This is a genomic window from Amycolatopsis silviterrae (genome assembly GCF_042684085.1).
Classification (GTDB): Bacteria; Actinomycetota; Actinomycetes; order Mycobacteriales; family Pseudonocardiaceae; genus Amycolatopsis; species Amycolatopsis silviterrae.
This window is the reverse complement of sequence record NZ_JBHUKS010000028.1, coordinates 90,595-110,523: the sequence shown is the minus strand read 5'-3', so window position 1 is coordinate 110,523 and position 19,929 is coordinate 90,595. Positions and strand designations below refer to the sequence as shown.

The window sequence follows — 19,929 nt, the reverse complement described above, 5'->3', positions numbered from 1 at the left end:
GCCACTCACGAGGCGCAACCCCTCGCCAGCCGGCGCGTCTTGATGTTGTCACCGCCAGGCTGCCGAAGGGATGTCTCGACCATGGTGCTCCGCTCACTCCGCCGGCTGGCGGTCCTGACTCCGGTCGCCGCACTGGCCGCGGTCACCCTGGCGTCCCCGGCTTCGGCGGTGATCGGCGGTTCGGTCAGCGGCTACGGTCCGTGGGCGGTGCGGATGCTGGTCGACGGGAAGCCCGAATGCACCGGCACCGCGATCAGCCGTGAGTGGATCATCAGCGCCGACCACTGCTTCGCCGAGGCCGCCGAGCCCATCGCCGACTCCCGGATCGAGTTCCGCGTCGGCAATCTCGACCAGCGGCTCGGCACCGTCGTCCGGCCGGTGCCGGGCAGCCGCAACAACCACACGCTGGCCGACATCATGCTGATCAAGGTCGCCCCGATGGACATCACCCCGGCGAAGCTGCCGAGCGCGGGGCCGGTGCGCCCGGGGGAGACGGTCCGCCAGCTGGGCTGGGGCGCGACCTGCACGGGCGACGAGAACAGCTGCCAGTCCGACGTGCTCAAGCAGGTGGACGCCAAGGTCATCGCCCCCGATGATCAGCGCTGCGAAGGCATGACCGTCTCGGGCGGCACCGATTTCTGCGCGCTGACCACGACCGGCGTCACCGCGGGCGGCGATTCCGGCGGGCCGGTCATGTCGACCGCTGACCGGGACGTTCTCGTCGGCGTCACCAGCAAATCCGACCGCAGCAGCGTCGCGGCCGATGGCGACGTGTTCGGTCAGCTGGACTGGATCAAGCAGACCATCAAGGGCTGAGGACGGCGTTCCGGAGGGACCGCACCGCCGCGTCGCGCGCGCCGGCCAGGGCGGGGGAGCCGGTGGCGTGCGGGGCGCGGAGCGGGACGTTGCGCGGCAGCCGCGCGAAGCGGCCGGACACCGCGTCCAGCACGGCGGGTTCGGAACCCCACGGGCCGCCCAGTACGACGAGTTCCGGGTCGGCCACGGTCACCAGCGCGAGCAGGACGCCGCAGACTGCCTCGGCGAGAGTGTCGAGGACGTCGTCGGATTTGATCGCGGTCAGCAGGGCGGCGACGTCGATCGCGGTCGAATCCGGTTGGCGGACGCCGAGATCCGCGAAGACGTCGATGAAGGCGGTCGCCCGCCCGTCCGCGCCGCGGGTGAGGACGTGCGCGATTTCCCCGGCGAAACCGGCGTGCCCGCGCCGCACTTCGCCGTCCGCGACCACCGCACAGCCGAGTCCTTCGCCGAGGAAGAGGTAAGCGAAATCTTCGGCGGCCTGTTCGGTGCGGGCGGCCCAGTTGACGTCGTTGTCCACGGTGACTGGTCCCGCGACGAGCGGCGCGAGGACGTCGGCGGGGGAGAGTTCTCCGAGCAGGAACGGGGAATCGGGCAGGTGGACCAGTTTCCCGGTGGCGCGGTCGACCGGATCGGCCGCGCTGACGACCGCGAGCCGGAGCGGCCCGGCTTCGCCTACTCGCGTCGCGGCCTTGCGCAGGGCGTTCGCGACCTTTCGCGGACGCACCGGGCGGCCGAGGTCTTCGACGTGCCGGGCGAGCACCTCGCCGTAGACGTCGACGGCCTCGGCGACCGCGCCGTCGTGGGCGATGCTGACGACCAGCGCCGTGCCGAGGTCGTCGGCCAGCGCGTAGTAGGTGCCGACGCGGCCGCGGCCGGTGGTGCGTTCGCCGGTGTCGCGCAGGAGCCCGGACTCGGCCAGCCGGGCGACGCTGTCGCCGACCGCGGGCTTGGAAATGCCAGTGCGGGCGGCGATTTGCGCGCGCGTGAGCTGCCGTTCGGCCAGCAGCGCTCGAAGGACGTGCTCGTCGGTCAGCGACCGGAGCAGGTCGAGGGAGGGCTTGGCCGGGGTCACCGGCGGGAGTGTAGCCGATTTGGTCAGGAGTGTTGCCTGAATCCGCGCGGGCGCCCTACCGTCGGTTCAGTAAGGAGTCCTTCCTGAATGGAGCGAGCGCCATGCAGCTGCCCCCGTTGCCGCACTGGGAGACGACGCCGGACGACGTTCCGGCGGCCGTTCGCGAGATCAAAGCCGCGCTGCGGGCGCGGATCGAGGCGTCCGGGCGCACCGTGGAAGAGGTTTTCGCGGTGATCGAGGCCCGCGTCGCCGCCGCGGTCGAGGAGATCGAGGCGGCGAAAGCGCGCGGCGAGGCGATCTGGCCGGAGCTGGACTACGCCGACATCGAGGCGGGCAACGTCTCCGGCGAAGACCTGGCCCGGATCCGGCGGCGCGGTTGCCTGGTGGTGCGCGGGCATTTCCCGCGCGAGCAGGCGCTGGACTGGGACGCGGGGATCGTCAGCTACGTCGAGGGGAACCGGTTCCTCGAGCAGTATCGCGGGCCGGGCGACAATTTCTTCGGCAGCCTCGTTTCCCGGGCCGGGATTTACCCGATCTACTGGTCGGCGGCGCAGATGGAGGCGCGGCAAAGCGACCGGATGGCGCGCGTGCAAAAGTTTCTCAACGAGCGGTGGGAGTCCGAGTCCGAGGGCGTGCGGTGGTTCGATCCCGGCCGCGATTCGCTGTACCCGGACCGCATCCGCCGCCGTCCGCCGGGCGCGGATTCCGGCGGCCTCGGCAGCCATCTCGACCCGGGCACGCTGGACCTCTGGATGACCGGGGAGTACCAGCGGGCGTTCCGGCATCTGTTCGACGGCACCGTCGAGTCCTACGACCCGTGGGACGCCGCGCACCGCACGGCCGGGCCGCAGTTCGAGGGCTCGACGATGTGCTCGGTGTTCCGCACTTTCCAGGGCTGGACCGCGCTGTCCGACATGGATCGCGACCAGGGCGTGCTGCACGCGGTGCCGATTCCGGAGGCGATGGGCTACCTGATGCTGCGGCCGTTGCTGGCCGACGTGCCCGAGGACGACATGTGCGGCGTCAAGGTGGGCAAGGTCTACGCGGTCAGCGAGCAGTGGCATTCCTTGCTGCTGCGGGCTTCCGTCGCCATTCCGGATGTGCGGGCCGGCGATTCCGTGTGGTGGCACTGCGATCTCATCCACAGCGTCGCCCCGGTGAAGAATCAGCAGGGCTGGGGCAACGTGATGTACATCCCGGCCGCGCCGTGGTGCGCGCGGAACGAGGCGTACGCCGGTTCGGTGCGGGAAGCGTTCGAGTCCGGGTCCAGCCCGTCGGACTTCCCGGCCGAGCATTACGAGCGTTCGTGGCCGGACCGGTTCGCCCCCGAACGGCTCAACGCGACCGGGCGACGCGGGCTCGGCATCGGATGAAAGTGGTCTAGTCCATTCGGGGCAGCGGTACGGGCGGGTCCGGTACTGCCAGGTAAAACTGTTGGTACGCACGGGAACTCTCTCCTGCTGTGGCCGGGCGGGGCGTGCCAATGTCGGGGACGGCGGTCGCAGCGGCCGCCGGAGTCGACGATCGGAGGCATCATGGACGTTCAGGACGAGCAGGTTCGCGAACTGCCCGAGTACACGCCGCCCGCGCTGGTCGAGGTCGGCGAGTTCAGTGACGACACCCTCGGCTTCGGCGGCCGCCTGTCGGACACGATGGGCTTCTTCGCCTCCTGAGGCGGGACGGGACTGCCGCCGATGAGCAGGCCGGGATTCTTGGTGCTGCCCGATCTTCCCGCCGCGGCGGGGATGCTGGGACGCGCCTGGGCGGGCGTCCAGGTGCACGCGCACGCGTCCGGGCGGCCGTGGCTTGTCGGCCGGTGGCGTCGCGCCGAGGTGGCGGTGGGGACAGCCGGGCCGGTGCGGCTGGCGGTGATCGGGGATTCCCCGGTCGCCGCCGTCCGGCTCGGCGAACTCGCGGCCAGGGTGTCGTCGCTGGCCGACGTCGACCGGGTCGCGGCCGCGCTGTCCGGCGCGTTCCATCTGGTGGCCACTGTGGACGGTGCGGTGCGGATCCAGGGCACCGCGACCGGATTGCGGCGGGTGTTCCACTGCCGGGCCGGCGGGGTGCCGGTCGCCGCGGACCGGGCCGATCTGCTTGCCGGGCTGGCCGAGTCCTCAGTGGACGAAGAAACGCTCGCCGCGCGGATGGCGTGCGGGCTGCAGCTTCCGCCGCCGTTGAACGAACGGCCGTTGTACGCCAAGGTTTCCGCGGTTCCGCCCGGTGACTGTCTGGTGTGGACGGACGGCCGGGCGCGGGAGAAGCCGTGGTGGCGGCCGCCGGCTGCTCGCGAGTCGCTGACCCGTGGTGCCGAAGGGGTGCGGGCAGCTCTTGCCGATTCGGTCCACTTAGGACGCGGGTCGGCCGATCTGTCCGGTGGCATGGATTCGACCTCGCTGTGCTTCCTCGCCGCGCGGGAGAATCCGGAGTTGCTGACCTTGCGCTGGGCCGAGGCGGAGGCAGGCAACGACGACGCGGAGTTCGCCGCCCGGTCCATCGCCGCGTTGGACCGGGCCGAACACGTGATCATCCCGCAGCACGAGCTTCCCGCCGTCTTCGCCGGTCCGGACCGGCCGATGGACGCCGACGAACCGTACGCGTTCACCCGGTCCGCGGCCCGGATCCGCTACAGTGCCGAAACCGTCGCCGCGCACGGGTCCGAAACGCATTTCGCCGGGCACGGCGGGGACGAGTTGTTCAGTCCGCTGCCCGGATATTTGCACCAGCTGCTGCGGCGTCGGCCGGTTACCGCGCTACGGCACGTCCGTGCGCACGCGGCGCTTCGGCGCTGGCCGTTGTTCGGGACGGCGGCGGGACTGCTCCGGCCGGGCACGGTCGCTGGCTGGTGGCGGGAGCAGGCCTCGCACCTGGCCGATCCGGTCGGCTCGGCACGCCGTCCGGTGCTGGGCTGGGGTGTCGAGCCGCTGCGGGCCCAGCCGTGGCTCACCGGCGACGCCTTGCACCTGGCCCGGAAAGCCTTGCACCGCACGGCAGACCAAGCCCGGCCCCTCGGCCGCGACCCGGGCGAACACCAAGCGATGCTCGTCCTGCGATCGGCTGCCGCCCAATACCGTTTGACCGCCGGACTTTTCGCCGACGCCGGGGTCCAGCTGCGCTTGCCGTTCTTCGACGACCGGGTGGTGGAAGCCGTCCTGCGCGTCCGGCGGCACGAGCACGCCGACCCGGCCCGCTACAAACCGCTGCTGGCCGAGGCGATGCGGGGAATCGTGCCGGACGTCGTGCTCGGCCGGGCCACGAAGGGCGAGTTCGGCGCGGACCTCCGCGACGGGCTGCGCCGCAATCAGGCGGCGATCCTGCGCCTGTTCGAGGATTCCGCACTGGCCGCGCGCGGACTGCTCGACCCGGACCGGCTGCGGGCCGCCGTGCTCGCGCCGCAGCGGGACTACCGCGTGGTCGCCGCACTGGAACCGCTCATCGGATGCGAGATGTGGCTTCGCGCCGCCGACCGCCCGGCCCCGAGGAGGCTCGATGCGCTTGCACCCTGACGTGACCACCGCCGACACCCCGGACGGCACCGTCCTGCTGCACCTGACGACCGGGCGGTACTGGCAGCTCAACGCCACCGGAAGCACGGTGCTGCGCGGGCTTCTGGACGGCGGGGAGCCGGAGGGGATCGCGGCGGAGCTGGCTTCGCTGCACGGGGTTGACGCGGCGGTGACGCGGGAGGACGTGGCCGCGGTGGTGGATCAGCTGGAGTCGGCTGGGTTGGTGATGGCATGACTGCGCCGATTGCACTGGCCCAGGTGCACTCCGCTGGGGTGGTGATGGCGGTGGTGGGGTTGGCTGCGGGGAGGGGCGGGGCTGTGGTGCTGGGGCAGCTGGAGTCCGCCGGGCTGGAAGCGGCGGTGGTGGGGTTGGCGGTGCGGAAGGATGCGGCTGCGGTGCTGCACCAGCTGCAGTCCGTTGGGTTGGCGGCGGCATGATCGCGCTGGCCCTGGTGCACCCTGCCGGGTCGGTGACGGCATGACCGCCCCGGTCGCGCTCGCCGCGCGTTCCCGCCTGCCGCTGCATCGCCGTCCGTTGCCGTTGCTCGCCGTCGCGCTGGCCCGTCCGCTTGCCCGGCTGCGGCCGGCCAGGCTGCGCCGCGTCCTGGAGTTCGCCCGCGGCGGCGCGCGGCTGGCCACGGTGCACGAAGCGCTGGCAGCCCGGACGGACGTCGTGTCGGTCAGCCTCCGCTGTGCCGGGCAAGGCTGTCTTCAACGTTCGATCGCCGCCGCGCTCCTGTGCCGGTTCCGTGGGTCCTGGCCGACGTGGTGCACGGGGGTGCGGACGAGCCCGTTCGCCGCGCACGCGTGGATCGAGGCCGACGGCCGCGCGGTGGGGGAGCCGTATCCGGACGGCCACTACTCGCCGCTGCTGTCGGTCCCGCCGCGGGTGATGTCCAGGAACGCCTGAGTCGCCGCGGTAATCGGTCCCGACCGGTACACCAGCCACTGCGGGAGTTTCTCCGGCGGCGAGAACCGGAGCACCTCGGCGCCGGCCCGGCGGGCCAGGTCCGCCCAGCCGTCCGGCATCAGGCTCGCGCCGATGCCGCGCAGCACCATCGGAAGCACCACGCTGCGGTCGCCCACCTCGGCCGCGATCGACAGGCCGGGCACGCTCGCCGCGAGCCGGTCGAAGAAGCCGCGGACCGCGGTCGCCGAGCTGGTGACCACGAACTGCATGCCGCTGAGTTCGGCCCGCTCGACCACGCCGTGTGAACCGATCACAGTGCCCGGCGGGGCGACCAGCAAAAATTCCTCATCCCGCAGGTGATGCGCGATCAGCCCCGGCCCGACCGGGCGTTCGGCGCTCCCGCACACCCCGGCCTCGCACCGGCCCTGCACCACCATCGCGACCACCTCGGCCGCCGACAGCGCCGCCGACGTGCTCACCAGAACGCCCGGATACCGCGTGCGCATCTCGGCGATGATGCTGATCACCGGCTCCAGCGCGGACGACGACGTGGCCGCGACGTCGATCCGCCCGGCCGGTCCGTCGCCCGCCATCCGCGCGGCGGCGCGCAGGGCGTCGAGGTCGCGCAGCACCAGGCGGGCGCGTCCGGCGAGCAGTTCCCCGGCGTTCGACAGCACCGCGTTGCGCCCGACACGATGAAACAACTCGACGCCCAAGTCCTGTTCAAGTTTCGCAATCGCTCGCGACAACGACGGCTGTGCCACCCGCAACGCCCGCGCCGCATGGGTGAACCCGCCGTGCTCGGCGATCGCGACGAAGTACTCCAGCTGGCGGCGTTCCATAGCGATACGCTATCGGACTGGTGCCTCAGATGTCTTTGACGTACCGCCAGCCCGCGCGCGACGATAAGGCCATGGTCCAGACGCGCCCGACGTTGCAGGGCACCTTCGGCATGGTGTCGTCCACCCACTGGCTCGCTTCGGCGGCCGCGATGGCGGTTCTCGAGGACGGCGGCAACGCCTACGACGCCGCGGTCGCGGGCGCGTTCGTGCTGCACGTCGTCGAGCCGCATCTCAACGGCCCCGGCGGCGAGGTGCCGATGATCCTCGCTCCGGCGGGCGGCGCGCCGAAGGTGCTGTGCGGGCAGGGGCCCGCGCCGGCCGGGGCGACGATCGACCACTACACGTCGCTCGGGCTGGACCTCGTCCCGGGCACCGGTCCGCTGGCCGCAGCAGTGCCCGGTGCGGTCGAAGCGTGGCTGTTGCTGTTGCACGATCACGGCACGAAGTCGTTGCGCGAGGTTCTCAAATACGCGATTCACTACGCGGCGGACGGCCATCCGGCGGTGGAGCGCGTCGGCTCGACGGTGGAGACCGTCCGGGAGCTGTTCGAGAACGAGTGGACCACTTCGGCTGAGGTGTATCTGCCCGGCGGGGTCGCGCCGAAGCCTGGTGCGTTGTTAAAAAATCCCACTCTCGCCGAGACGTGGCGTCGCCTGATCACAGAGGCGGAGGCGGCCGGGAGCGATCGGGAAGCACAGATCGAGGCGGCGCGGAAGGCGTGGCGGGAAGGGTTCGTCGCGGAAGCACTCGCCGCGTTCGCCGCGAAACCGGCCATGGACTCGTCCGGCGAACGGCACGCCGGCACCCTGACCGCCGACGACCTCGCCGCGTTCCGCCCGACCTACGAGGACCCGGCCACCCACACCTGGAACGGCTGGACCGTCGCGAAACCCGGGCTGTGGAGCCAAGGCCCGATCTTCCTGCAGCAGCTCGCGCTCCTGCCGGACGAACTGGACTACGCGACGCCGGACTACTACCACCAGCTCATCGAGGGCACGAAGCTCGCGATGGCCGACCGTGAAGCCTGGTACGGCGACAGTGCGGAATTGTCCATCGAGGCGCTGCTTTCCCGTGAATACAACGACATTCGCCGCCAGCTGATCGGCGAACGCGCGTCTTTCGATCTGCGGCCGGGCAGTCCGGAAGGCCGTACGCCGAAGCTGAGTCGGCACGCGCGGTACGTCGCGGACGGCGGGGTCACCGCGTCCGCGGTCGGGGCGGGGGAGCCGACCGTCGCGAAGGACGGCGTGACCCGGGGCGACACCTGCCACCTGGACGTGGTCGACCGCTGGGGCAACATGATCGCCGCGACGCCGAGCGGCGGCTGGCTGCAGTCGAATCCGGTGGTGCCGGAGCTGGGTTTCCCGCTGGGCACCCGGCTGCAGATGGCGTGGCTCGACCCGGGCCTGCCCAACTCGCTCGCGCCGGGCAAGCGGCCGCGCACCACGCTCACGCCCTCGCTCGCCTTGCGCGACGGCGTGCCGGTGATGGCGTTCGGCACGCCCGGCGGCGACCAGCAGGACCAGTGGAGTTTTCACTTCTTCCTCGCGGTGGCGTTGCGCGAAAAGGTCCGTGGCGGGCTCGATCTGCAGGGCGCGATCGACGCGCCGAACTGGCACACCGGCAGCTTCCCCGGCTCGTTCTACCCGCGCGGCATGGCGGCGGGCAGCGTGACGGTGGAATCGCGGATCGGCGCGGACGTCATCGCCGCGCTGGAAAGCCGGGGCCACGACGTGACGGTCGGCGAACCGTGGTCGGAGGGGCGGTTGTGCGCGGTGGCGAAGGATCCGGAGACCGGGGTGCTGTCGGCGGCGGCGAATCCGCGTGGTGCGCAGGGGTATGCCGCTGGGCGGTGAATCGTGTGGCGGGGGTGATCGCTGTGCGGGGAAGGCGGTTGTGCGCGGTGGCCAAGGATCCTGAGCCCGGGGTCTCCTCCAAGACTGCGAATCTACCTGGCGCGCAAAGGTATTCCGCTGGGCGGTGAGCTGCGTGACGGGGTGATCGCGGGGTGATCGCGGCGTGGTCGGAGGTGCGGTTGTGCGCGGTGGCCAAGGATCCCGAGCCTGAGGCCCTCTCCGCGTCGGCGAATCCGTGCGGGGAACCTTCACGGAGCTGTCACCGGGCGACGGAATCCGCGGAACCGGTGTAGCGGGCCCGAAGCTCGCGCTTGAGCAGTTTCCCTGTCGCGTTGCGGGGAAGCTCGGCGACCACCTCGACCCGGCGGGGGCATTTGAACGCGGCGATCCGTTCGCGGCAGTAGGCGATCACCGCGTCCCCGTCGAGCGAGTCGGCGGCCGGCACGACCACCGCGAGCACGGTTTCGCCCCATTGCGGGTCCGGCGCGCCGATCACCGCGACGTCGGCGATGTCCGGATGCCGGTGCAGCACCTGCTCGACCTCGATGGGGTAAACGTTCTCGCCGCCGGAAATGATCATGTCCTTCTTGCGGTCGACCAAAGTGACGAAGCCGTCGGCGTCGCAGCGGGCGAGGTCGCCGGAGTGGAACCACCCGCCGCGCATTGTTTCGGCGCTCGCTTCCGGCAGGCCCCAGTACCCGGCGAAGACGTTCGGGCCGCGCAGCACCAGTTCGCCGACCGTCCCGGTGGGGACGTCGTCGTCGCGTTCGTCCACGATCCGTGCTTCGACGTGCAGGAACGGCCGTCCGACGGACCCGGCGTGCGAGCGGACGAAGGCCGATTCCAGCACCAGCGCGGCGGGGGAGAGTTCGGTCATCCCGAAACCCTCCACAAAGGTCAGTCCCTTGCCCTCGTAGAACTCGATCACCGGCAGCGGGCACGGCGCGCCGCCGCACAGGAGGTAGCGAAGCCGGGACAGGTCGTAGGAATCGAAGTCCGGGACCTGCGTCATCGCCGCCCACATCGCGGGCACCATGAAGTGCACGGTGACCTTCTCCCGCTGGATCAGCGAAAGAGTCTCTTGTGGATCGAACTTGCCCGCTACTACCACCGTGCCGCCCGCATACAGCAGGGGAAGCGTGAACAGCGCCAGCCCGCCGATGTGGAAAAGCGGCGCGACGGTCAGCGTGATATCGGAGGGGAGCACGCCTTCCCCGGAGGTGAGCACGTTGATCGCGTTCGCCTCCAGATTGGCGTGGGTGAGCATGGCTCCCTTGGGACGGCCGGTGGTGCCGGAGGTGTACATCAGCACCGCGACCTCGTCCGCCCCGGTCGGTTCGAGTTCGACGCGGTCCTCTCCGAAGAGTTCGCTGTGGTTGACCAGTGTTCGGTCGCCGGCGGCTTCCCGGGCGAGCGCGGCGAAGGTGTCGTCGTGCACCACGACCACGGGACGGGCGTCGTCGAAAAGGTACTGGATTTCCGCCGCCGCGAGCCGGAAATTGACCGGCAGCGTGATCGCGCCGAGCCAGGCGACGGCGAAGAGCGTTTCGAGGTATCCGGTGGAATTCAGCGCCAGCAAGGCCACCCGGTCGCCCTTGCGCACGCCCAGTTCACGCAACGCCGCCGCCCGCCGCGCGACCCGCTGTTCGAGGTCGGCGTACGTGATCCGTTCGCCGGTCTCGGCGGCCACGAGCGCCACCGACTCGGGGGTGACCGCGCTGCGCCGGGCAATCCACTGCGCCAAGGTCGATGCCATGCCGAGACTCCTTCGTCCGCGGGGACCACGACGAAGGTAACCGTACGGACGGTCAGTGGTCAAACCTCGGCTACAGTGGCCCGATGGCACGCACCGGTCGCGCCGGGGACATCCTGGCGACGTTCACCCGCTATGTCGCCGACCGCGGCTACGACGCCACGAACTTCTCCGACATCGCCGGCGAGCTGGGCCTGTCGAAGGGCACTATCGTGCACCACTTCGGCACGAAGGACCGGCTGCTCGCCGCGCTGCACGAGTCGTACATGCGCCGCAGGCTCGCCGAGGCCGCGCTGATCCGCGACCGCCTCGCGACGCCGACGCGGCAGATGGCCGGGCTGCTGTACGCGTTCGTGCTGTACCAGGTGGTGGACCGCGAGGCGACCGTCGCGTTCCAGCGCGAGGTCGTCCGGCTCGCCGACCACGAGGCGATGGCCGAGGGACGCCGGATGCGCGCGGAGTACCTCGACCTGGTGCGCGGGGTGCTGTCCGCGGGGGTCGCGTCGGGGGAGTTCCGGGCGTGCGACGTGGAGGTGCAGAGCCTGCTGATCTTCGGGTCTGCGCAGTGGGCGTGGACGTGGTTCGACCCGGCGGGCCCGGTGTCGGCGGAGCAGGTGGGCGCGCAGCTGGTTGATTTAGTCCTGAGTGGACTGCTGACGCGCCGCACCCGGCTCAGCAGACTGACCGATGTGGACGGAAAGGTGGTCCGGGCGGTGCGTCAGTCCATTGCGGACGTTACCGGATCCTGAGCCGCCGCATCATCTTCAGCCCGGACAGCATTCCTTCCACGTACTTCTCGTACTTCTGCCCCGGCCGCGGGCTCATCACCGGCTTCTTCAGCACTGCCAGGTTCTGCACGTCGGTGTACTTCAACAGCCCCTGATCCCCGTGCCGGGCGCCGACTCCGGACGTCTTCACCCCGCCGGAAGGCGTTCCTTTGGCGGCATAAGCGGTCGCCAGGCTGTCGTTCACGTTGACGTTGCCCGTCTCCAGCCGAGCCGCCACCGCGGAAGCCGCGCGGAGGTCCTTGCCCCACACCGAAGCGTTCAGTCCGTACTCGGTGTCGTTCGCCAGTTCGACGGCCTCGTCCACCGTCCGGTACCGGTGCAAGGCCACCACCGGGCCGAACGTTTCGGTGACTCCGCACAGCATTTCCTTCGTGACGCCTTCCAGAATGGTCGGCTCGAAGAACGCCGGGCCGAGGTCCGGCCGGGGGCGGCCGCCGCACAATACGGTGGCTCCCTTGGCTACCGCGTCGTCCACATGGGACTTGACCCGGTTCATGTGGTCCACCGAAACCAGCGAACCCATTTCCGGGCCGAAATCGTACGCGGCCCGCACGTCGAGCGAGGAAGCCTTGGCCATGAAGGCTTCCTTGAACTCCTCGTAACGCGACTCCGGGAGGTAGATCCGCTCGATGTGCATGCAGATCTGCCCGGTGTTGCCGAACGCGCCGAATACCGCGCCTGGCACGGCGTCGGCGAAATCGGCGTCCGGCAGCACGATCATCGGGTTCTTGCCGCCGAGTTCTAGACAGCAGCCGATGAGGTTCCGGCCCGCTTGCTCGCCGATCACCCTGCCGGTGGCGGTGGAACCGGTGAACATCACGTAATTCGCCTGGTCGATGAGCGTCGGGCCGACGTCGGGGCCTTCGCCGCACACGACCTGGAACAGACCCTTCGGCAGCCCGGCTTCTTCGAGCAGCTGCACGCCGTAAAGCGGCGACAAAGCGGTTTTGTTGTCTGGCTTCAATACGACGGCGTTCCCGGCCATCAGTGCCGGGATCGCGTCGGAAATGCCGGTGGCGAAAGGGAAATTCCACGGCGCGATGATGCCGACCACGCCCTTGGGTACCCGGATTTCGGTCGACGACGACACCACCGGAACGGGTCCGCCGCGCCGGGTCGGGGCGAGCAGTTTGGGGGCCCGGCGGAGATAGTGGCTCATGATCATCGGCGGATCGCACGTTTCCTCGATCGCCATCCGCCGGTTCTTGCCGCTTTCGACCTGGATCAGGTCGGCGATCGTGCGCGCGCGGTCGATGAAGAGCGAATGCGCGCGCCGGAACACCGCGAGCCGTTGTTTGACCGGCGTCGTGGCCCATTTCGCCTGTGCCGCCCGCGCGGTGGCGAACGCCTGCTCGATGTCGTCGGGCGTCGACTGCGGCAGGTCCACCAGGACGTCGCCGGTGTAGACCTCGGCGAGCGGCCACACCGCGCCGCCCGAGCCCGGCACGCGCGCGACGAGCCCGCGGAGGAAGTCGTCGGTCGCCGAGGCCGGGCGGGTGGGCCGGACCGGGGTGAGGGTCATGGTCTTCCGCTCCTCGTCAGTTGCCGGAAAGAACCAGCTGCGCGCCCATTTCGCCGATCATGATGCAGGGTGCGTTGGTGTTGCCGCCGGTGATCGACGGCATGATCGAGGCGTCGCAGACCCGCAGTCCCTCGACGCCGCGGACCTTCAGGTCCGGCCCGACGACGGCCAGGTCGTCCACGCCCATCCGGCAGGTGCCGACGCCGTGGTACACCGAGGTCGCGCGGTTGAGGATGGCGTCGCGCAGTTCCTGGCCGCGCAGCTGCGTGCCGGGGTGGATCTCCTCGTTGATCGAGCCCTTGAACGCCTTGGAGGCGAAGATCTCGCGCACCATCTCGGAACCCTCGCCGAGCACTTCGAGGTCGGCCGGGTCGGAGAGGTACTGCGGGTCGATGAGCGGCGTCGCGGCCGGATCGGCCGAGGAGAGCCGGATCGTGCCGCGGCTTTTCGGGTAGATCAGCGTGGTGAGGACGGTCAGCGCCGGCCGCTTGTCGACCGGATGCCGGACCGGGGCGTCCTGGTTCGGCGACACGTACGCCCACGGCAGCAGGTGCAGCTGCAGGTCCGGCACCGTCGTGGCTTGCGACGTCTTGAGGAACGCGAGCGCCTCGAACACCGAGTTCGCCAGGAACGTCGAGCCCGGCTTGAGCAGCTCGCGGGCCATCCCGCGGGCGAAATACGGCGCGGTGCCCTTGTTCTTGCACGACGACGCCTGGAACGTCAGCGCGTGGAACATGTGGTCGTGCAGGTTGTCGCCGACCGGCAGATCGGCGAGCACGTCGATGCCGTGCTCCTTGAGATGCTCGGCGTGCCCGATCCCGGACAGCATCAGCAGTTGCGGCGACCCGACGAACCCGGCGGCGAGGATGACCTCCTTGCCCGCTCGGATCGTGCGGTGTTTCCCGTTCGCATCGGTCACCTCGACGCCGGTCGCGCGGCCGTTCTCGATTAACACTTTCCGTACGAACACGCGTGACTGAATCTCAAGCGTCCGCGGCGCGAGGTGGTGCAGGTAGCCGCGCGAGGCGCTGTAGCGCAGGCCGTCGGCGGCGTTCTGCTGCATCCGGCTGACGCCTTCCTGCGACTCGCCGTTGTAGTCGTCGATGATGTCGCAGCCGATCGCGTCGGCCGTCGCGTCGAGGAACTGCAGCGTGCCTTCCTGCGGGATCTTGTTGCGGGTGATCTTGATCGGCCCGCCCGCGCCGCGGAAGGCGTTCTCGCCGTCCTCGAAGTCCTCCATGCGCTTGTACGCGGCGTTGACGCCGTCGGCGTCCCAGCCGGTGTTGCCCTCGGCCGCCCAGGAGTCGAAATTCGCCCGGTTGCCGCGGACGTAGACCATCCCGTTGACCGAACTGGAGCCGCCGAGCACCTTGCCGCGCGGCACCGGCATGCGCCGATCGAGAACATGTTTCTGCGGTACCGAGTAGAAGCCCCAGTCGCTCATCTTCTTCAGCTGGGGGACCGCGTGCAGCGGGGCCACCAGCCCCGGCTTGCGCAGCAGCAGCTGCTCGTCGCTCTTGCCCGCTTCGAGCACGATCACGCTGGCCCCGGACTCCGCGAGCCGTCCGGCGACGGCAGCCCCCGAGCTGCCCGACCCGACGACCACGTAGTCGGCTTCGTTGCTCCGGGCCACCCTGGCTGCCATGTCCGCTCCTCGTCCCGCGCCCCGCCGAAACTATAACCTGTTCTAGTTCAGGCACGGTATAGCTTTCCCGCCGGACGCGCAACGCTTCGCGCGCGAACCTGATTGACTTGCCCCCATGGGGACCGAGGAAGCGAACCGCCGCATCGACGCCGCGCTCGCCGCCGGGGAGACGACGCTCGATCTGCGGGGCCTGCACCTGGCCGAGGTCCCGGCGCGGGTGGCGGAGCTCGGCGGTCTCGAGAAGCTGGTGCTGGAGGACAACTTCCTGCGGGAGCTGCCGGAATGGCTCGCGGACCTGCCGCTGCGGGCGGTGAACGCCCGGCGCAACCGGCTCGTCCGGCTGCCGGCGCGGATCGGGGAGATGACCGCGCTCCGGAGCCTGGAGGTCGACCGGAACCGGCTCGCCGAACTCCCTCGCACGCTGGCCGGGCTGGAACTGACGGAGCTGTGCGTCTCGGTGAACCGGCTGGCGGCGCCGCCGGAGTGGATCGGCGGGATGACCGGCCTGGAAGCCCTCGACCTCGGCTCCTGCGGGCTGACGGCGGTCCCGGAATGGGTGCGCGGCCTGCCGAAGCTGGTCCGGCTCGACCTGGACGGCAACCGGCTCGAAGCCCTCCCGGACTGGCTCGGCGAGATCTCCGGGCTGGCGAAGCTGTACCTGCACGGCAACCTGCTGACCGAGCTGCCGCACTGGCTGCGGGGCCTGCCGCTGGCCGAGCTGTACCTCGACGACAATCCGCTGGCTCAGGTGCCGTCCTGGCTGGGCGAACTGGCCGGGCTGACCGAACTCAGCCTCGCCCGCCTGCACCTGACCGAGGTCCCGGAATGGCTCGCCGGGCTGGATCGCCTGGCCGAAATCGACCTGGACGGCAACCGGCTGACCGCACTGCCGGACTGGATCGGCACCCGGGAAAACCTGCGGATGCTGGACGTCGCGCGGAACCGGCTGCGCACGCTGCCGCGGCTGCCGTCCGGGCTCCGCAGACTGGGTCTCGAGTCGAACCCGCTCCGGGAGCTTCCCGCGCAGCTGGCGGACCTGACCAGTCTGACGACGCTGACGCTCAGCGACTGCGGCCTGGCCGAGATCCCCGCGTGGGTCCGCGGCTGCACCGGGCTGATCCTGCTCTACGCCGACCGGAACGAGCTGACCGAGATCCCGGAATGGCTCGGCGAGCTGACTGAGCTGGAAGCCTTGTGGCTCAACGACAACCGGCTGGCCGAGCTGCCGGATTCGCTGCGGTGCCTGCGCGGTCTCTGCCGCTTGCACCTGGGCGGCAACGTGCTGCGCGGGCTTCCCGGGTGGCTCGGCGAGCTGACCGGCCTGACCACGCTCGGCATCGACGGATGCGGCCTGGCCGGGCTGCCGGAGTGGCTGAGCAGGCTGACCGGGCTCGACATCCTGTGGCTCAACGACAATCCGCTGCGCGAGCTGCCGGACTGGTTGGCCCGGCTGGAGAACCTGGTGCAGCTCCGGCTCGACCACACTCAGCTCGCCGAACTTCCGGACTGGCTGGGGGACCTGGCCCAGCTCACGACGCTGTACCTCGACTCGTTGCCGTTGGCCGAGCTGCCGTCGTGGCTGCGCCGGACCGAGCTGACTGAGCTGAGCATCGGCAATTGCGGGCTGGAAGCGCTGCCTGAGTGGTTCGGGGAGCTGACGTCGCTGCAAGTCCTCCAGATGTCGTCGAATCGGCTGGCGGAGCTGCCCGGTTCGTTCGGCAGCCTGACCGGGCTGGCCGAGCTGCAAATGGACCACAACCAGCTCACCGAGCTGCCTGCCCCGCTCGTCCGACTGCGCGTGCTTTCGTTGCGCGGCAACAGGATCGTGGAGGTGCCGGCCTGGGTTCGCCAGTGCACTGACCTCCGCGAGCTGTCGCTGGGGGACAACCGGCTCAGCGGGGTGCCTGAATGGCTGGGCGAGTTCACTGCGCTGACGGCGCTGGACCTGTCCCGCAGCGACCTCGACACAGTGCCGGACAGCCTGCGCGGCCTGCGTCACCTCGACGGGCTCGACGTGAGCGACAACCGGATCGCCGAACTCCCGGCCTGGTTCACCGAACTCGCGAGCTTGACCGACGTGCGCTTGGACAACAACCGGCTGGCGGTCCTTCCCGCCGAGCTGGCTGGGCTGAAACGTCTGGTGTCGCTTTCCGTGCGGAACAACCAGCTGGCCGACCTGCCGCACTGGCTGGGCTCGTGCCGGTCGCTGACCGATCTGTGGATCAGCACGAATCCGCTGAACCGCCTACCGGACGTGGTGGGCGAGCTGACCGGTCTCCAGAAGCTCGAATTCGACGACATCGGGACGGCTGAGCTGCCCGGGTGGCTGGCGGATCTCGTCGAGCTGCGCCATCTCTCGGCGGACGGGAACCCGCTGGACCTGACCTCCTTCGACTTCAGCGGGCTGACCGGGCTGCAGACGGTGTACCTGGCCCGGTGCACGCTCAGCGGGCTGCCGGAAACGCTCGGGCGGCTGACCGGGCTGAAATTCCTCATGCTCAGCGACAACGAGATCGCCGAGCTGCCGGGCTGGCTGACCGGGCTGACCGGCCTGGTCACTCTGTACGTGGACGGGAACCGGCTCACCGCGCTACCGGAGAACATCGGCGACCTGGCCAAACTCCGCCAGCTGCGGGCGGATCGCAACGAGATCGAGGACGTGCCGGAAAGCCTGGCCGGACTCGGCGGTCTCCAGACCCTCAGCCTGATGGTCAACGAACTGCTGGGCCTGCCGGACGACCTGGCCGGCCTCGTCTCGCTGGAAAATCTGTCCCTGGCCGAGAACCTCCTCTCCGAGCTGCCAGCCGACCTCGGCGACCTCGCTGGGCTCCGCAGCCTGGACGTCCGAGACAACCTGCTCGCCGCCCTCCCGGACAGCCTTCCGCGCCTGGAACGTCTCGACACCCTCCTCCTCTCCGGCAACGGACTCCGCAGCCTCCCCGCCGCCCTGGCCGAACTGCCCAACTTGACCACCCTCACCGTCTCCGGAAACCCCTTCATCAGCCCGCCCCCCGAAATCACCGCCAGCGGATCCGAATCCGTCCTCGAATTCCTCCGCGAACGGGAACGCGGCAGCACCGCGCAATGGGTTTCCAAACTCCTCGTCGTCGGCGAAGGCGGCGTCGGGAAAACCTCCCTCGTCCGCGCCCTCGCGGAGGAAGAACACGATCCGGACGAACCGTCCACGCACGGGATGCTCGTCCGCGACCTCCAGCTGGACCACCCCGGGCGGGACATCCGGATGCGGCTCAGCACCTGGGATTTCGGCGGCCAGCAGATCTACCACGCCACCCATCAGTTCTTCCTCACCAACCGTTCCCTGTTCGTCCTGCTGTGGAATTCGCGGCTCGGCTGGGAACAGGGGAAACTGCACTACTGGCTCGACATCATCACCGCCCGCGCGCCGGAGTCGCCGATCGTTCTCGTCGCCACGCACATTCACGGGCGGCCGGTCGACCTGCCGCTCGCGGAATTGCGGTCGAAATACCCGAGAATCGTCGCGAGCGTGCACGTGGACAACGCGACGCGGGACGGCGTCGGCGATCTTCGCGACCTTCTCGCGCGGCACGCGGCGGAGCTGCCGCTCATGGGTTCGGAGTGGCCGACCTCCTGGCTGACCGCCGCGGACGCGGTGCGGGCGGTGCCGGAGAACCACATCACGGTGAGCCGGATGTGGCGGATCATCGACGCCGCGGGCGTCACCGGCGCGGAGCCGAGCCGGTTCATCGCGCGGGCGCTGCACGAACTCGGCGACATCCTCTACTACCCGGACGATCCCGAACTGCAGGAAACGGTCGTGCTGCGGCCCTCGTGGGTCAACGACTACATCAGCCGCGTGCTCGACAGCGACGAGGTCGCCGCGAAGCACGGGCTGCTCACGCGGGAACACCTGACCGCGCTGTGGCACGACCTCGACAAGGGGATCCGCGACCATTTCCTCGGCATGATGGACAAGTACGACCTGTCCTACCGCGTCGAGTCGAGCGGCGGGGGAGACCTGAGCCTGGTCGTCGAGCGGCTGCAGTGGAATCCGCCGGAGTACGCGGAGCAATGGACGGCCGCGCGGGAGAATGCGCGACAGATCAAGGTCATCTACCAGCTCAACACCATGCCGCCGGGCATTCCGACCTGGTTCATCGCGCGGTCGCACCGGTTCAGCCGCGACGTGCACTGGCGCACCGGCGCGCTGCTCGGGCACCGCGACGGCAGGCACCTCGCGCTGGTCAACGCGGACCGGCAGCACAACACCGTCGAGCTGACCGTGCGCGGGCCCTCGCCCGCCGGGTTCTTCATGGTGCTCGACGAGGGGCTCAACCTGACCCTGGAACGGTTCCCCGGCCTGGACATCACGCGCTGCGTGCCGTGCCGGTGCGAGCCGGAGTGCCCGGAGCTGTTCGACTACGAGAACCTCCGCGCCCGGCTGGAGCGCACGCCGCCGAGGCACGAGATCGAATGCCACCGCTCCGGCGAGCAGGTGTCGGTGCCGGAACTGCTGTTCGGCCTCGCCCCGGCCGAACGCGACGCCACCCGCGCGTCGATGGAGCAGCTGACCAGGACCGTCGAGCAGTTCGGCGAGCGGCTGGAGGAGCAGAGCGACTACCACCAGCGGATGTTCCTGCGCCTGCAGCGGCTCGCGCAGCACCAGCAGGAAGCGCGCTGCCCCAGCGTGTTCGCGGTCGTCCCGGCCGGGCGGCGGCGGATCACCGGCTCGCCGTACGAGATCCACCTCTACTGCGAGGAACCCGGCGCCTGGCACCGGCTGGACGGCGACAAGGGCGTGTACTCGGTGTCGCAGCCGCGGGACTGGTTCGTCCGGCTCGGGCCGTACCTGGAGCACCTCATCCGGGCCTTGAAACACGCCGCGCCGCTGGCCGGGCCGGTGCTCGGGGTGGCCGCGGGCGTGCTGAACGACCAGCTGAAGTCCGACTGCGACCTGATGAAGGAGCTGGCCGCGCAGTTGCCGAAGGAACTGCACCGCGAGCGCCTGCTGCCCGGGACGGACCGGCCGGAGGAGGACGTCGCGGAGCCGCACGCGAAGACCGACGCGGACTTCCGCGCGCTGAAGGCGATGCTGGGCAAACTCGATCCGGACGAGGAGTGGGGCGGCCTGTCGCGCTACGACACGCCGGAGGGCCTCACCCTGTACCTGTGCCCCGAGCACCTGGCCTTCTACCGCGACCCGGCGTGAGCGGCCTTGCTCCGTTCGGTGCGACCCCGGG

General features: G+C 70.1%; 15 protein-coding genes. 10 read left to right on the top strand and 5 right to left on the bottom strand.

The window, feature by feature from the left end; genetic code table 11:
- Nucleotides 1-81: 81 nt before the first annotated feature.
- Entirely contained in the window at nucleotides 82-816 is a 735-nt protein-coding gene (locus ACFSVL_RS36515) for a S1 family peptidase (RefSeq protein ID WP_378311053.1), read from the top strand.
- Here ACFSVL_RS36515 and ACFSVL_RS36510 read toward each other — a convergent pair.
- Nucleotides 806-1,891 carry an ROK family transcriptional regulator gene (locus tag ACFSVL_RS36510; protein ID WP_378311051.1) on the bottom strand — a complete coding sequence of 362 codons (1,086 nt, stop codon included), beginning with the start codon at nucleotides 1,889-1,891 and terminating at the stop codon, nucleotides 806-808. The two genes, ACFSVL_RS36515 and ACFSVL_RS36510, sit on opposite strands and share 11 nt — an antisense overlap.
- A gap of 101 nt (nucleotides 1,892-1,992) precedes the next feature.
- On the opposite strand from ACFSVL_RS36510, the gene ACFSVL_RS36505 reads away from it, so the two are divergent.
- The 6 genes from ACFSVL_RS36505 to ACFSVL_RS36480 all read left to right on the top strand — a co-directional run bounded on the left by ACFSVL_RS36505 (nucleotide 1,993) and on the right by ACFSVL_RS36480 (nucleotide 6,304).
- Nucleotides 1,993-3,264, top strand: coding sequence for a YbiU family protein (locus ACFSVL_RS36505; protein ID WP_378311050.1), 1,272 nt, complete (start codon nucleotides 1,993-1,995; stop codon nucleotides 3,262-3,264).
- Between the two features lie 162 nt (nucleotides 3,265-3,426).
- Nucleotides 3,427-3,564 (top strand): lasso RiPP family leader peptide-containing protein, encoded by a 138-nt coding sequence (locus ACFSVL_RS36500; RefSeq protein WP_378311048.1) that lies wholly within the window; start codon nucleotides 3,427-3,429, stop codon nucleotides 3,562-3,564.
- Between the two features lie 21 nt (nucleotides 3,565-3,585).
- Nucleotides 3,586-5,394: an asparagine synthase-related protein gene (locus ACFSVL_RS36495; RefSeq protein WP_378311046.1), complete on the top strand. Its 1,809-nt coding sequence runs from the start codon at nucleotides 3,586-3,588 to the stop codon at nucleotides 5,392-5,394.
- Nucleotides 5,378-5,629, top strand: coding sequence for a lasso peptide biosynthesis PqqD family chaperone (locus tag ACFSVL_RS36490; protein ID WP_378311044.1), 252 nt, complete (start codon nucleotides 5,378-5,380; stop codon nucleotides 5,627-5,629). The genes ACFSVL_RS36495 and ACFSVL_RS36490 overlap by 17 nt, the downstream gene beginning before the upstream one ends.
- Entirely contained in the window at nucleotides 5,626-5,832 is a 207-nt protein-coding gene (locus tag ACFSVL_RS36485) for a hypothetical protein (protein ID WP_378311042.1), read from the top strand. Before ACFSVL_RS36490 ends, ACFSVL_RS36485 begins: the two co-directional genes overlap by 4 nt.
- A 40-nt stretch (nucleotides 5,833-5,872) precedes the next feature.
- Complete coding sequence (locus ACFSVL_RS36480) at nucleotides 5,873-6,304, top strand: lasso peptide biosynthesis B2 protein (RefSeq protein WP_378311040.1); 432 nt, start codon at nucleotides 5,873-5,875, stop codon at nucleotides 6,302-6,304.
- Here ACFSVL_RS36480 and ACFSVL_RS36475 read toward each other — a convergent pair.
- Nucleotides 6,253-7,146 carry a LysR family transcriptional regulator gene (locus tag ACFSVL_RS36475; protein ID WP_378311038.1) on the bottom strand — a complete coding sequence of 298 codons (894 nt, stop codon included), beginning with the start codon at nucleotides 7,144-7,146 and terminating at the stop codon, nucleotides 6,253-6,255. The two genes, ACFSVL_RS36480 and ACFSVL_RS36475, sit on opposite strands and share 52 nt — an antisense overlap.
- Nucleotides 7,147-7,217: 71 nt before the next feature.
- Here ACFSVL_RS36475 and ACFSVL_RS36470 point away from each other — a divergent pair, with 71 nt between their 5' ends.
- Entirely contained in the window at nucleotides 7,218-9,002 is a 1,785-nt protein-coding gene (locus ACFSVL_RS36470; protein WP_378311036.1) for a gamma-glutamyltransferase family protein, read from the top strand.
- Between the two features lie 259 nt (nucleotides 9,003-9,261).
- Here the strand turns inward: ACFSVL_RS36470 and ACFSVL_RS36465 are convergent, their stop codons facing one another.
- Nucleotides 9,262-10,758, bottom strand: coding sequence for an acyl-CoA synthetase (locus tag ACFSVL_RS36465; RefSeq protein WP_378311034.1), 1,497 nt, complete (start codon nucleotides 10,756-10,758; stop codon nucleotides 9,262-9,264).
- 83 nt (nucleotides 10,759-10,841) lie between these two features.
- Between ACFSVL_RS36465 and ACFSVL_RS36460 the strand changes: the two genes are divergently transcribed.
- On the top strand, nucleotides 10,842-11,504 hold the full coding sequence (locus ACFSVL_RS36460) for a TetR/AcrR family transcriptional regulator (RefSeq protein ID WP_378311033.1): 663 nt from the start codon (nucleotides 10,842-10,844) through the stop codon (nucleotides 11,502-11,504).
- On the opposite strand, the gene ACFSVL_RS36455 is transcribed toward ACFSVL_RS36460, so the two are convergent.
- Nucleotides 11,491-13,065 carry a succinic semialdehyde dehydrogenase gene (locus ACFSVL_RS36455; RefSeq protein ID WP_378311031.1) on the bottom strand — a complete coding sequence of 525 codons (1,575 nt, stop codon included), beginning with the start codon at nucleotides 13,063-13,065 and terminating at the stop codon, nucleotides 11,491-11,493. The two genes, ACFSVL_RS36460 and ACFSVL_RS36455, sit on opposite strands and share 14 nt — an antisense overlap.
- Nucleotides 13,066-13,081: 16 nt before the next feature.
- Nucleotides 13,082-14,710, bottom strand: coding sequence for a GMC family oxidoreductase (locus ACFSVL_RS36450; protein WP_378311028.1), 1,629 nt, complete (start codon nucleotides 14,708-14,710; stop codon nucleotides 13,082-13,084).
- Between the two features lie 115 nt (nucleotides 14,711-14,825).
- On the opposite strand from ACFSVL_RS36450, the gene ACFSVL_RS36445 reads away from it, so the two are divergent.
- A complete protein-coding gene (locus ACFSVL_RS36445; protein WP_378311026.1) occupies nucleotides 14,826-19,898 on the top strand; it encodes a leucine-rich repeat domain-containing protein in 5,073 nt (1,690 codons plus the stop codon).
- The last annotated feature ends 31 nt before the right edge of the window (nucleotides 19,899-19,929 follow it).